The sequence below is a fragment of the uncultured Algibacter sp. genome (assembly GCF_947487605.1).
Lineage (GTDB): Bacteria > Bacteroidota > Bacteroidia > Flavobacteriales > Flavobacteriaceae > Algibacter_D.
Genome location: NZ_CANKXK010000008.1, coordinates 1 through 12,991, shown reverse-complemented (window position 1 = coordinate 12,991; position 12,991 = coordinate 1). Strand labels below are relative to the sequence as shown.

Annotated in this window: 13 protein-coding genes; 7 read left to right on the top strand and 6 right to left on the bottom strand. The window is 31.1% G+C overall.

Going from position 1 to position 12,991, the window contains the following annotated elements; all coding sequences use genetic code 11:
- Nucleotides 1-62 precede the first annotated feature (62 nt).
- Nucleotides 63-1,109 (top strand): glycosyltransferase, encoded by a 1,047-nt coding sequence (locus tag Q0739_RS10105; RefSeq protein WP_298238608.1) that lies wholly within the window; start codon nt 63-65, stop codon nt 1,107-1,109.
- Here the strand turns inward: Q0739_RS10105 and Q0739_RS10100 are convergent.
- Nucleotides 1,092-2,135, bottom strand: a complete 1,044-nt coding sequence (locus Q0739_RS10100; RefSeq protein WP_298238607.1) for an ATP-binding protein — start codon at nt 2,133-2,135, stop codon at nt 1,092-1,094. The genes Q0739_RS10105 and Q0739_RS10100 overlap by 18 nt on opposite strands.
- Complete coding sequence (locus Q0739_RS10095) at nt 2,135-2,815, bottom strand: response regulator transcription factor (RefSeq protein WP_298238606.1); 681 nt, start codon at nt 2,813-2,815, stop codon at nt 2,135-2,137. The genes Q0739_RS10100 and Q0739_RS10095 overlap by 1 nt, the downstream gene beginning before the upstream one ends.
- Nucleotides 2,816-3,006: 191 nt before the next feature.
- On the opposite strand from Q0739_RS10095, the gene Q0739_RS10090 reads away from it, so the two are divergent.
- The 3 genes from Q0739_RS10090 to Q0739_RS10080 all read left to right on the top strand — a co-directional run bounded on the left by Q0739_RS10090 (nt 3,007) and on the right by Q0739_RS10080 (nt 6,253).
- Nucleotides 3,007-3,348 (top strand): T9SS type A sorting domain-containing protein, encoded by a 342-nt coding sequence (locus Q0739_RS10090; RefSeq protein ID WP_298238605.1) that lies wholly within the window; start codon nt 3,007-3,009, stop codon nt 3,346-3,348.
- 113 nt (nt 3,349-3,461) lie between these two features.
- Nucleotides 3,462-5,189, top strand: a complete 1,728-nt coding sequence (locus tag Q0739_RS10085) for a T9SS type A sorting domain-containing protein (protein ID WP_298238604.1) — start codon at nt 3,462-3,464, stop codon at nt 5,187-5,189.
- A gap of 83 nt (nt 5,190-5,272) precedes the next feature.
- Entirely contained in the window at nt 5,273-6,253 is a 981-nt protein-coding gene (locus Q0739_RS10080; protein WP_298238603.1) for an acyl transferase, read from the top strand.
- Between the two features lie 104 nt (nt 6,254-6,357).
- On the opposite strand, the gene tyrS is transcribed toward Q0739_RS10080, so the two are convergent.
- Nucleotides 6,358-7,656: a tyrosine--tRNA ligase gene (tyrS, locus tag Q0739_RS10075; RefSeq protein WP_298238602.1), complete on the bottom strand. Its 1,299-nt coding sequence runs from the start codon at nt 7,654-7,656 to the stop codon at nt 6,358-6,360.
- An 87-nt stretch (nt 7,657-7,743) separates the two neighbouring features.
- On the opposite strand from tyrS, the gene Q0739_RS10070 reads away from it, so the two are divergent.
- Nucleotides 7,744-8,754 (top strand): NAD-dependent epimerase/dehydratase family protein, encoded by a 1,011-nt coding sequence (locus tag Q0739_RS10070; RefSeq protein ID WP_298238601.1) that lies wholly within the window; start codon nt 7,744-7,746, stop codon nt 8,752-8,754.
- Here the strand turns inward: Q0739_RS10070 and Q0739_RS10065 are convergent.
- From Q0739_RS10065 to Q0739_RS10055, 3 genes are read right to left on the bottom strand one after another with little or no spacing between them, the layout of a single operon-like run.
- A complete protein-coding gene (locus Q0739_RS10065) occupies nt 8,714-9,259 on the bottom strand; it encodes a DUF4296 domain-containing protein (protein ID WP_298238600.1) in 546 nt (181 codons plus the stop codon). The genes Q0739_RS10070 and Q0739_RS10065 overlap by 41 nt on opposite strands.
- On the bottom strand, nt 9,256-10,602 hold the full coding sequence (locus Q0739_RS10060; protein ID WP_298238599.1) for a dihydroorotase: 1,347 nt from the start codon (nt 10,600-10,602) through the stop codon (nt 9,256-9,258). The genes Q0739_RS10065 and Q0739_RS10060 overlap by 4 nt, the downstream gene beginning before the upstream one ends.
- Before the next feature lie 7 nt (nt 10,603-10,609).
- Nucleotides 10,610-11,335: a polyprenol monophosphomannose synthase gene (locus tag Q0739_RS10055; RefSeq protein WP_298238598.1), complete on the bottom strand. Its 726-nt coding sequence runs from the start codon at nt 11,333-11,335 to the stop codon at nt 10,610-10,612.
- 116 nt (nt 11,336-11,451) lie between these two features.
- Here Q0739_RS10055 and Q0739_RS10050 point away from each other — a divergent pair, with 116 nt between their 5' ends.
- Both Q0739_RS10050 and Q0739_RS10045 read left to right on the top strand, forming a co-directional pair.
- Entirely contained in the window at nt 11,452-12,099 is a 648-nt protein-coding gene (locus Q0739_RS10050; RefSeq protein ID WP_298238597.1) for a DUF4271 domain-containing protein, read from the top strand.
- Between the two features lie 22 nt (nt 12,100-12,121).
- On the top strand, nt 12,122-12,871 hold the full coding sequence (locus Q0739_RS10045; RefSeq protein ID WP_298238596.1) for a uroporphyrinogen-III synthase: 750 nt from the start codon (nt 12,122-12,124) through the stop codon (nt 12,869-12,871).
- Nucleotides 12,872-12,991: the final 120 nt, after the last annotated feature.

The window sequence follows — 12,991 nt, the reverse complement described above, 5'->3', positions numbered from 1 at the left end:
GAATTTATCGAAAACTAATTTATTGGTTTTAAAACCTTTTATTTTGTTCTAGATATAGGCTTATGAAGAAAAGAATTTTAGTTGCGCCTCTTAATTGGGGTTTGGGTCATGCAACACGCTGTATTCCTATTATTAAGGCTTTACTTGATTGTGGTTTCGAGCCAATACTTGCTAGCAATGGTGTTGCTTTATTGCTTTTGCAAAAGGAGTTTCCGCAACTAATTTCTATAGAGCTTCCGTTTTATAATGTTACTTATACAAGGTCTGGAGAATATTTTAAACTAAAATTACTTAAAAATTCTCCTAAGTTATTAAGGGCTATTAATAATGAAAAGAAAGCTACTAAGGTTATTATAGAGACCTATAATATTTCAGCAATCATTTCGGACAATAGGTTAGGAGTTTGCAGTAATAAAATACCATCGGTAATTATTACACATCAATTAAATGTTTTAAGTGGAAACACCACTTGGATAAGCACAAAAATACATCAAAAATTTATTAGTAAGTTTGATGAATGCTGGATTCCAGATAGTGAAGGAGATATTAATTTAAGTGGTAAACTAGGACATACTGATGGTTTTGATATGCCAACGAAATATTTAGGCCCTTTAAGTCGGTTTTCAAAATTTAGTTTACCTATTAAAAATGATTTACTGGTATTGTTATCTGGACCAGAACCACAGCGTGCCTTGTTAGAAGAAAAACTTTTACTAGAGCTAAAAAAATATAAAAGGAAAGTTGTTTTTATAAGAGGGATGATGCAAGACGAACAAACTTATGAGGTAAAAGGAAATATGATTATTTATAATTTTATGACTTCTGAAGAATTAGAAAAAACAATAAATGAAAGTGCTCTTATTATTTCAAGGTCGGGTTATACAACTATAATGGATTTAGCCAAATTAGAAAAAAAAGCTTTTTTTATTCCAACTCCAGGACAATTTGAACAGGAGTATTTAGCAAAACGATTAACAGAATTAGGTTTGGTTCCTAGTTGTACCCAAGATGAATTTCGAATAGAAAAACTTAAAGAAGTTGATGATTTTAAAGGGCTTGAATTAATAGAAGCTAATTTAAATTTTAAAGAGCTATTTAGCCTTTTCTAAAGTGAATGAGAATTCACTGCCTACACCATATTCACTTTCTACATAAATTTTTTCGTCGTGTGCTTCAATAATATGCTTAACAATCGATAGTCCTAAGCCAGAGCCACCTTCGCTACGTGCGCCACTTTTATCTACACGATAAAAACGTTCGAAAAGGCGTGGGATATTGGCTTTTTCGATGCCTTCGCCATTATCTGTTACTCTAACAATAACTTTGTTTTTTATTAGGTTTTCAATACTTACTTCTGTAGTACCTTTTTGATTTCCATATTTTATTGAATTAACTATGAGATTAGTTAATACTTGCTGTATACGTTCTTTATCTGCTATTACAAAAATAGGATTGGGATAATCCATATCGAAAGTAAGTGTTACCTTGTTTTTACTGGCGCTCATTTCAAACATTTCGAAAACATTTTTAACAAGTTCTACTATGTCAAACTTCACCAATTTTAAACTTAAATCACCTACTTCAAGTTTTGTAATCATGTCTAAGTCTTTTACTATGTAGCTTAATCTTTCAACACCTTTACTGGCTCGTTTTAAATATTTCTCTCGTATTTTTTCATCATTCATTGCGCCATCTAAAAGGGTTAAGATATAACCTTGAACCGTAAATAATGGCGTTTTTAATTCATGAGATACATTTCCAAAGAATTCTTTTCTATATTGTTCGCGTACTTTTAAAGTTTCAATCTCTAATTTTTTGTCACGAGCAAATCTGTCTATTTCTTGGGTAAGTGTACCCATATCTGTGGTAATAGAGCTTTTAGATAGCGTTGTGGATTCTAAAAGTGTTAAATCGTCGTATATTTTTTTTACTCTTCTATAAATAAAGCGCTCGATACGGAACTGGATAAGAATGAATGAAGTTAGGTAGATTATTATAGTAAGTAGTGATAAAAGCTGCCAATCTATTTCAAAAAAATAATATAAAAAAACACTCATTAAGAGTGTTACACACAAAGTAATATATAACGACGTTTTAGCCGCAAATCTATATGTTTTCTTAAATTTAGGTTGCATTATTCTACAAACTTATAGCCAACTCCTTTTACTGTTTTAAAACTTTTATCACCAATTTTTTCGCGCAGTTTTCTAATGTGTACATCAATAGTTCTTCCTCCAACAATAACTTCATTTCCCCAAACCTTATCAAGAATTTCATCGCGTTTAAAAACTTTTCCTGGTTTTGATGTTAATAAAGACAGTAACTCAAACTCTTTTCTTGGCAAAATTATTTCTTCTCCTTTCAGGCTTATTTTATATTCTTCTCTGTCAATAACAAGATTTCCAATTTTTACAGTACTAGTAACCGCATCTTCCTTAAAACGTCTTAATAGTGCTTTTACTTTACTAACTAAAACTTTAGGTTTTATAGGTTTGGTTATATAATCATCGGCGCCAGCATCAAAACCAGCTACTTGCGAATAATCTTCGCCTCTTGCCGTTAAAAATGTAATTATGGTATCTTTTAAATTAGGTACTTTCCGTATTTGCTCACATGCTTCAATACCATCCATTTCTGGCATCATAACATCCAAAATTATTAATTGAGGTAATTCTTTTTTAGCTTTTTTTAAACCTTCTAAGCCATTTTCTGCAGTAATAATCTGGTAGCCTTCACTTGATAGATTATAACCTACTATTTCCAGAATATCTGCTTCATCATCGACTAATAATATTTTTATATCCTTTTTATCCATTATAAAATTTGATAGTTTATAACTATTGCAAAAGTAAATATAAAACTTATAAGGCTAATTTTTAGAAATGTTACAACAAATAACAATATGGTAACACTCTATTAACCTTTGTAAGGAAAAGAATAATTTTATTATTTATTTTGATATAACTTTTGTAATTATTTATTAACTTTAGCTTATAAAATCCTACTATGATAAAAAACTACGTTTTTATTTTATTTTTTACTTTATCATTCTTTGCAATTCCCAAAGTATTTGCACAAGATTTTAATGGAAAAGAATCTGATACACAAAAAATAGAAGCACTTTCTATTTATCCAAATCCAGTAACCAACAATAGACAGTTTGTTAATATTACCACAAGATATAATAGTATAAAACAAATAGAGTTTTTTAATGTTATTGGGAAGAAAATTTATGCAACCGTTTTAAATGGTAGAGAACTTAATATTTCTCGATTATCCACAGGTGTGTATTTTATAAAAATTACAGAAAATAGTATTAGTGAAACTAGAAAATTGGTAATAAAGTAAGGATAAAGTTATTACATTCTAAAAAAACAGCCTAATTGGCTGTTTTTTTAGTTTTATATTAAAAAGTATTATTATTTTTAGAGTGACTAATTCTTTAAATAATTTTTATAATCATGAAAAAACTTTACATTTTATTTTTTACATTTTTAATATCGGGGCTTACTTTTGGGCAGACAACAGTTTTTGAAGAATCTTTTGAAACTGATGGTAACGGATCCAGATATTCAACTTCAATTCCTGAATTTAGTGACGGTTCTGGAGATTTTTTTGGAAGAACTAATTTTAATAATACAGCAGAAGATGCTGCTGATTTAATTGTTGGTACATTTTATAGTGTTTTAGGACAGCATAATGATTTTGGTTTTGCTGCTATGGATTTAGACGCTGCGAATAGTACTGGCAGTGGAGGGTCTACAACACAAACTTTGTTTTTTGATGATGTTGATATTTCAACTTATACTGACCTTACCTTAGCTATTCTTTTGGCTGAAGATCAACCGAGTGATTCTAATTTCGATTGGGATGGAGGAGATTTATTTTATATTGAAGTTGATTACGATAATTCGGGGTCATTCACTAAAGTACTACAATTTGCTACTACTGGAACATCTGGCTCTAATGTTTCAGCGCCTCTTCAAGATACTGACTTAGATGGTATTGGAGACGGGACTGCATTAACGGATGTGTTTTCAGAATTTGCTGTGCCACTATTAACAGGTAATGTTGTTGACATCAGATTGGTTTTTGAAGATTTAGGAGCAGGAGATGAAGATATTTCTATTGATAACATTAGAATTGTTGATGGATTTGTTTCGTGTGGTGTCACTTTTGGAGACGCAACTTATACTTGTAATGCTACTACAACAGGAGATTCTGATAGTGTAACAGTAAATATTCCTTATACTGGTTCTGATGCCTCAATTACATTATCTACAACTTCTGGAGGTTCGATTGGAGGTGATGCTCCAGCTAGTGTTTCAGACGGGACTATAACAATTACTGGACTTTCTGAAGGTGATAGCTGGGATGTAACGTTAGACAACGGTCTTTGTGATGGGAGAACATCTTCTGGTGCTATTCCAGTTACAGAATGTCTGCCTACATCATGTTATGATTTAACAGGCCCCAATGAATTTGAAATTGTTCAAATCACGGCTAATGAAGATGGGGATAACTGGTTTTTTAATCCTGGATCTTATTCGATTAATGGTTTCTGTAGTGGCTGTACAGAAGTAACAACTGATAGTTGGTTAGTTTTTGGACCCTTAGATATGTCAAGTGCGGCTGGAACAGAATTAGTTCTTAACTCAGATGAAGGGTTTAGTGGTACTGATTTATCAGTTTATTATACTAATGCATATGGTGGTTGCCCTGATAGTAGTATTACTACCTGGTCTTTAGCACAAACTATTTCTAGTGGTAGTGAAGGATATTATAACATAAGTATACCTTCTGCAGGATCAAGTGTATATATAGGCATTCAATATTTAGATAGTGACACCTTTTCTTCATGGACATTATCTGATATTGGAATTTATGATACTAGCTGTCCAGACCTTGGAAGTTTAGTGCTATCAGATTGCTCGTCATTATCAACCAATAAAAACCAAATAGAGGCATTTAATATGTATCCTAACCCAACAAGTTTAGGATATGTAAGCATTTCAAGCAAAAGCAACTCTAAAATGGTAGTAAAAATTTACGACATTCTTGGTAAGCAAGTTATAAATGAATCTTTAGAAAATAATCGATTAGACGTTTCTAAATTAAAGTCTGGAGTTTACATTTTAAAAGCATCTCAAGATAATTCTATCTCCACTAAGAAACTAGTTATTCAATAAATAGAATTTTCATCAATATTTTAAAAGCGTTGCCTATTGGCGACGCTTTTTTATTTAGCTACTTTTGTGTTATTGTATATTTTATGATAGATACCCAAGCCATATTCAAAATAAAAACTAAAAGCGACTTTGAGAAAATGGCTCTTGAGGTTTTTAAATTTCAGTTTAGAAACAACAAAGTGTATCGGTCTTTCTGCGATTTAATTAATCGAGATCCAAGTGATGTAAAAACAATAAAGGACATTCCGTTTTTACCAATACAATTTTTCAAAACGCATAATGTTTTAAGTTCTAAAGAATCCATTGAGGCTACTTTCACTAGTTCTGGTACAACGGGAAGTACTACAAGTAAACACTATGTAACCAACCTTGAGTTATACAAGCATAGTTTTACGGAAGGATTTGCACATTTTTATGGCAACATTGAAGACTATACCATTTTAGCGCTTTTGCCTTCATATTTAGAGAGAGAAGGTTCGTCACTAATCTACATGGTCGATAATTTTATTAAACAATCACATTCTGCTAATAGCGGATTCTATTTGAATAATTTATCTGAGTTAACAAGTACTTTAAAGAAACTTGATTCCATTGGTAAAAAAATATTATTAATTGGTGTTTCTTTTGCCTTATTAGATTTAGTTGAATCATATAAATTCAATTTAAAAAACACCATAATTATGGAAACAGGTGGAATGAAAGGAAGGCGGAAAGAATTAATTCGCGCAGAGCTTCATGATAAATTAAAAGAGGGTTTTGGTGTTGAAACTATCCATAGTGAATATGGAATGACAGAGCTTTTAAGTCAGGCATATTCAAAGGGGGAGGGTGCTTTTAACTGCCCGAAATGGATGCGGGTTTTAACTCGAGATACCGAGGATGCTTTAAGCATTCAGAATTATGAACAAACAGGTGGCATTAATATTATTGACTTAGCAAATATTAATTCTTGCTCTTTTATTGCTACTCAAGATTTAGGCAAAGTATATAAAGATGGTTCTTTTGAAATTGTTGGACGCTTTGATAATTCAGATATTCGAGGATGTAATTTAATGGTGTTGTAAGGTTTGTAAAAACATTACGACTATATAATCGCTAAGAAAAAGAAAAATTAATTTTTTTAGTTGGTTGGTTAGTTAAAAGCCTGATTTTTAAATCAGGCTTTTCTTTATTTTATAGATAATACAAAGTAGTTTTTCTTTCCTCGCTGTAACAATACAAACTTATTATTAATCAAGTCTTTTGCAGTAATTTTATGGGCTTCTTTTACTTTTTCCTTGTTTACAGAAATAGAGTTTTCTTTTAAAGCGCGACGCGCTTCTCCATTGGATTTTAAAAATCCGCCTTTTTCAGCTAATGCGGCTATAATGTCTAATCCTTCTTCAATATCTGCGCTAGAGATTTCTGTTTGAGGTACCCCATCAAATACATCTAAAAACGTTTGCTCATTGAGCGCTTTTAAATCGTCACTAGTTGATTTTCCAAATAGAATACTACTCGCTTTTACTGCATTATTTAAATCTTCTTTAGAGTGTACCATTGTTGTTAACTCCTCTGCCAAACGTTTTTGTAAAACTCTTAAATGAGGTGCTTCAGCATGCTCTTTAATTAAGCTATTAATAGCTTCTTCATTTAAAAATGTAAAAATCTTAATGTACTTTTCAGCATCTTCATCGCTAGAATTTAACCAATATTGATAAAATTTATAAGGAGATGTCCTATTGGCATCTAGCCATACATTACCACCTTCAGATTTTCCGAATTTAGAACCATCAGATTTTGTAATTAATGGACAGGTTATAGCAAATCCTTTGCCACCGCCAATACGCCTTATTAATTCGGTTCCAGTTGTAATATTTCCCCATTGGTCGCTACCACCCATTTGAATAGTACAATTGTTGGCCTTATATAAATGAAGAAAATCGTAGCCTTGAACCAATTGATAAGTGAATTCTGTAAAACTCATGCCTTCCGATGTTTCTTCTGCAGAAATTCTATTTTTAACAGAATCTTTGGCCATCATATAGTTTACAGTAATGTGTTTTCCAACATCGCGAATAAATTCAAGAAACGAAAAGTCTTTCATCCAATCGTAATTATTCACTAAAACAGCTGCATTTTCAGAATTGCTTTCAAAATCTAAAAAATGAGCCAATTGATTTTTTATAGCTTCTTGGTTGTGACGCAATGTTTTTTCATCTAATAAATTACGCTCGTTAGATTTTCCCGAAGGATCGCCAATCATACCAGTAGCTCCGCCTACCAATGCAACGGGTTTATGTCCGCACCTTTGGTAATGCGCTAATAACATAATAGGGACAAGATTTCCAATATGTAAAGAATCTGCAGTAGGGTCGAACCCAATATAGGCGCTACGCATAGTTTCCATTAAATGTTCTTCTGCTCCAGGCATTACGGTATGAATCATACCTCTCCAAGTTAATTCTTCAACAAAATTCTTAATCATTTTATAGGATCTTTTATAAACTAGGGCAAATATAAAAATACAAGTATAATTACTCACTCATTCTGAATAATTCTTTACATTAGTTGTATGATTTTAGTAACAGGAAGCACGGGTTTAGTTGGAGCGCATTTACTTTATAAGCTAGTTATAGCCAATGAAAAGGTAAGAGCTATTTATAGGAACGATAATAAACTTAAGAATGTTAAAAGTGTTTTTTCTTGTTATACTGAAGATGTTGAAAGTGTATTTAAAAAAATAGATTGGGTTAAAGCTGATATTTTAGATGTTCCTGCATTGACCGAAGCTTTTAAAAATATTGATTATGCCTATCATTGCGCCGCTTTTGTTTCTTTTGAACCAGATAAATATCATTTATTGAGACGTACAAATATTGAAGGTACTGCCAATATCGTTAATATTTGTTTAGCCAACAATGTTAAGAAACTGTGTTATGTTAGCTCGGTAGCTACTTTAGGGAAAGAATTAAATAATAAACCAATAACAGAGGATACAAATTGGAATCCAGATGAAGATAATAATGTCTATGCTATAACTAAATACGGTGCAGAAATGGAAGTTTGGCGTGCAACCCAAGAAGGATTAGATGTTGTTATTGTTAATCCAGGAGTTATTTTAGGTGGAGGTATTTGGACCGATGGCTCAGGAAGTTTGTTTAAAAGAGCTTATAAAGGATTAAAATTTTATACTAGTGGAAAACTAGGACTTGTTGCTGTTGAAGATGTTGTGTCTATAATGGTAACACTCTTGAAAAGCGATATTAAAAACGAACGTTTTTTACTAGTTGCCGAGAATTGGTCTTATAAAAATTTTTTACAAGGTCTTGCTATTTCTGTGAATACCAAACCACCTAAAAAATTAGCCGCTTCTTGGTTGTTAAATTTGGTTTGGAAATTAGATTGGTTGAAACATAAAATAACAGGAAAACAAAGAAAACTTACAAGGCATATTGCAAGGTCATTACAAACCGAAGGGTTTTATAGTAGTGAAAAAATTAAATCGAGATTAAATTATAATTTTAAATCTATAGATAGTACTATTACTGCTGTTGGGTTACACTATCTGAAACAGGTTGAATAAGCCCTTTATCAAGTTTCTTTTGTATTGATTGTTGTCTTAATGAATCTTTTTTTAGAAAAGTTTTTATTGAATCTAATTTTTTAATTTGAATTATGGAATCTTTAACCATAAGAGCTTTGATTGAATCTTTTTCTTTTTGTTCTTTAAGTTCTTTTTTCTCTAGCTCAGTAAAAAATTCTTTTAAGTATTTAAGACTATCCTGTATTTTGGCATAAATATCATCGTAATCTTCAACATGATAGGCATAATAATTATTGCTTAAGTTAAATTGTAAGCTATCAATTTTGTATTTTTTGTAAATGTATGCTTCAGGAATAATATTATGATTATCTAATACTTTTTTGTTGGCACCAGTTGCAGAAGACAACAATCTAATATCTATTAAAATATTAATCATCTGCTCCTTAGAAATTAAATTCTTGGGTTTTTTAGGTCCTTTAAGATTATAACAACTTGATGCTATAACAAGCACAGCTAAAAGTATGGTAAATCGTTTTAAAATCATCTATTAAAAGTTAATCGCTTAGCAGCATTTGTGTTGTAAAACTTAAAGTTATTGTAAACCATGCTACCGTTTATAAAAGTATGTGTTATTCTAGATTTAAAGGTAGTACCTTCAAAAGGAGACCATCCACATTTGTATAGGATATTCTCTTTTGTAACTGTCCAAGGGTTATTTAAATCTACTAATACCATATCGGCATAATATCCCTCTTTTAAATATCCTCTTTTTTCAATTTCAAATAAAATAGCTGGATTATGGCACATTTTTTCAACAATTTTTTCTATTGAAATTTTGTCTTTATGAAACATTTCCAAGATAGCTGGTAACGCATGTTGTACCAATGGCCCTCCAGAAGGAGCTTTTGTGTAATTATTATTTTTTTCCTCTAATGTATGCGGGGCATGGTCTGTTGCAATAACATCAATTCTATCATCCAATAAGGCTTCGAGTAATTGAGTTCTATCTTTTTTCGTCTTTACGGCAGGATTCCATTTAATAAATGTGCCTTTTTTATCGTAATCCGCGTCCGAAAACCATAAATGATGAATGCAAACTTCGGCAGTTATTTTTTTATCCTTTAAAGGTATTTTATTAGAGAATAACTTTGTTTCTTTTCCAGTAGATAAGTGAAAAACATGTAACCGCGCTCCTGTTTTTTTCGCAAGCTCGATAGCTTTTGATGAAGATAAATAACAAGCTTCTTCACTTCGAATAATAGGGTGTTTGCTAATTGGAATATCTTCTCCGTATTTTTCGATATGTTCCTTGAGGTTTTTTTTGATGGTTGCTTCATCTTCACAATGAACCGAAATAACCATATTGGTACTCTTAAATATTTTTTCAAGAACTGCAGGGTCATCAACCAGCATGTTACCTGTAGAAGAGCCTAAAAATAACTTTAATCCCGCAACAGATTTTGGGTCAACTTTTAATATTTCATCTAAATTATCGTTGGTGCCGCCAAACATAAATGAGTAATTGGCAGCTGAGGTTTTAGAGGCTATTTCAAATTTTTCTTCTAGTTTTTCAATAGTTGTGGTCTGTGGATTTGTATTAGGCATTTCAATAAACGAAGTAATGCCACCTGCTATAGCTGCTCTCGATTCTGTTTTAATATTGGCCTTATGTGTTAATCCAGGTTCCCTAAAATGAACTTGATCGTCTATGGCGCCAGGTAATAAATATTTACCTTCGGCATCAATTACATAAACATCGGCAGATTTAGCACTTATGGAGTCGCTAATTTCTTTTATAAACTCACCTTCAATTAATATATCACCATTGAAAACCTTACCCTCATTAACAATATTGGCATTTTTTATAAGTGTGGTTTTTAACTTCATCTTCTTTTCAGCTTTTCTTAAATATACTTTTTATTTTCATTGAAATAACGCCAAAAATAGCTTCAGAAATTATTCCAGAACTTAACTTAGATTCTCCTTTAGTTCTATCTGTAAATATAACTGGTACTTCAACAATTTTAAATTCTTTTAAATAGGTTTTAAATTTCATTTCTATTTGAAATGCATAACCAATAAATTTAATTGCTTCTAAATTAAGTGATTCGAGAACTTTTCGTTTGTAACAAATAAATCCTGCAGTCGTATCGTGTATTTTCATTCCTGTAATTAAGCGTACGTATTTTGAAGCCAAATAAGACATTAAAACACGACTCATAGGCCAATTAACTACATTAACACCTGTAACGTAACGACTCCCAATGGCTAAATCTGCGCCATCATTTTTACATGCATTATAAAGACGAATTAAATCTTTTGGGTTATGCGAAAAATCGGCATCCATTTCAAATATGTACTGATACAATCTTTTTAAACTCCATTTAAAACCATGAATATATGCTGTGCCTAATCCAGATTTTTCGTTACGAGATTCTAAAAATAATCTGTCAGGAAAATCCTTTTGTAACTCTTTTACTTTTAAGGCTGTTAGGTCTGGAGAATTATCGTCAACTATCAGAATATGAATCTCATCAGATTCTGAAAACACTGCTTTTATAATAGCCTCTATGTTTTCAACTTCATTATATGTTGGAATAATAACAACAGTGTTCTGCATGGGTCTGTTTGGTTAAAACCAATAATTTTAGCAAATGTAAACTATTAGGCGATTATTTATTTTAAATATTCCTTAATAATTAAGCCTGAATTAAATATTTATAATAATTTTAACCCATGATTCGCGCTGTCTCTTCAAATGAATTGTTTACGGTATTAATTGTTGCTAGTTTAGTGATAATTACCATGGCAAAATTAGTCTCTTCCAAGCGATTTTACGATTTTGTATTTGTGTTTGGACGTACTAAATACCTCAAAATATATGCGAGAGAGCAGAAATTTTTCGATAAGTTTGATGCTTTATTGTTTACAAACCTTATTGTTTCTGCAGGGATTTTTGTGTTTATCATATTCCAATATCTAACAGATACTACAGTTGTATCAATAAACTTCTTGTTTAAGTTAACATTTGGTATCGGAGCCTTTTTTTTAATAAAAGTTTTGGTAGAACGATTAGTTGGTAGCCTTTTTGAGATTGATAAATTAATTGATGAATATTTATTTCAAAAAATTACTTACAAAAATTATTTAGGTCTTTTGTTGTTGCCAATTAATGCACTATTAATCTTTACATTAAAACCAACATTAATTTTATTTTATGTAATGGGAGTTCTATTATTAACTGTTAATATTATTGGGCTAATTACTTCATTTAAAACGCATCAAAGTTTAATAAAAAACAACTTATTTTATTTTATTTTGTATCTTTGCGCTCTCGAAATCGCGCCCTATATCATTTTATATAAGGTTTTTGTTTCGAATTAATTGAACAAACTACTTGCTGCATATGAAAGTGAAAACGATTTTGGTATCGCAACCCGAGCCTAAAATAGAAAATTCTCCTTATTTCGATTTACAAGAAAAACAAAAGGTGAAGATTGATTTTAGACCATTTATTCATGTTGAAGGTGTTTCTGCTAAAGAAATTAGACATCAAAAAATAGATTTAAATAACTACTCAGCAATTATTTTGACGAGTAGAAATGCGGTAGATCATTTTTTTAGAATTGCTGAAGAAATGCGTTTTAAAGTTCCAGACTCAATGAAATATTTCTGTCAGTCTGAAGCGGTTGCTTATTATTTGCAAAAATACGTAGTATATAGAAAGCGAAAAATTTATGTTGGTAAACGTACTTTTGCTGAACTTTCTCCTTTAATTAAGAAATACAAGGATGAAAAATTCTTATTACCTAATACAGATAAAGTGAAGCCTGCAGTTCCTGAAATATTAAATGGACTTGGTGTAGATTGGAAACAAGCCACATTCTATAAAACGGTAGTAAGTGATTTGTCTGATTTAGCCGATGTTTATTACGATGTTTTGGTGTTCTTTAGCCCTTCTGGTATTGAATCATTGTTTCAGAATTTTCCAGATTTTCAACAAAATGAAACGCGTATTGCAGTATTTGGAAATACAACAATTAAAGCTGTTAAGGAAAAAGGCTTGCGTGTTGATATTGCAGCACCAACACCTGAAACACCATCAATGACTATGGCTTTAAAAAAGTATATTGATAAAGTAAATAAAGGGAAGTAATTCTTTTAACTTAAAATATATAAAAAGCGATTTCAAAATTTTGAGGCACTTTCAGAAGTAAGTTGATTTATAAAAATAGAATAAAAAAACTCAGCAAAGTTTTACAAAAACGAGCTGAGT

Bases quoted from the DNA above. Each gene is read 5' to 3' on its own strand.
- Q0739_RS10050 (WP_298238597.1), top strand. From the start codon at position 11,452: ATGATTCGCGCTGTCTCTTCAAATGAATTGTTTACGGTATTAATTGTT.
- Q0739_RS10080 (WP_298238603.1), top strand. From the start codon at position 5,273: ATGATAGATACCCAAGCCATATTCAAAATAAAAACTAAAAGCGACTTT.
- Q0739_RS10105 (WP_298238608.1), top strand. From the start codon at position 63: ATGAAGAAAAGAATTTTAGTTGCGCCTCTTAATTGGGGTTTGGGTCAT.
- Q0739_RS10070 (WP_298238601.1), top strand. From the start codon at position 7,744: ATGATTTTAGTAACAGGAAGCACGGGTTTAGTTGGAGCGCATTTACTT.
- Q0739_RS10060 (WP_298238599.1), bottom strand. From the start codon at position 10,602: ATGAAGTTAAAAACCACACTTATAAAAAATGCCAATATTGTTAATGAG.
- Q0739_RS10095 (WP_298238606.1), bottom strand. From the start codon at position 2,815: ATGGATAAAAAGGATATAAAAATATTATTAGTCGATGATGAAGCAGAT.
- Q0739_RS10090 (WP_298238605.1), top strand. From the start codon at position 3,007: ATGATAAAAAACTACGTTTTTATTTTATTTTTTACTTTATCATTCTTT.
- Q0739_RS10085 (WP_298238604.1), top strand. From the start codon at position 3,462: ATGAAAAAACTTTACATTTTATTTTTTACATTTTTAATATCGGGGCTT.
- Q0739_RS10065 (WP_298238600.1), bottom strand. From the start codon at position 9,259: ATGATTTTAAAACGATTTACCATACTTTTAGCTGTGCTTGTTATAGCA.
- Q0739_RS10100 (WP_298238607.1), bottom strand. From the start codon at position 2,135: ATGCAACCTAAATTTAAGAAAACATATAGATTTGCGGCTAAAACGTCG.
- Q0739_RS10045 (WP_298238596.1), top strand. From the start codon at position 12,122: ATGAAAGTGAAAACGATTTTGGTATCGCAACCCGAGCCTAAAATAGAA.
- tyrS (WP_298238602.1), bottom strand. From the start codon at position 7,656: ATGATTAAGAATTTTGTTGAAGAATTAACTTGGAGAGGTATGATTCAT.
- Q0739_RS10055 (WP_298238598.1), bottom strand. From the start codon at position 11,335: ATGCAGAACACTGTTGTTATTATTCCAACATATAATGAAGTTGAAAAC.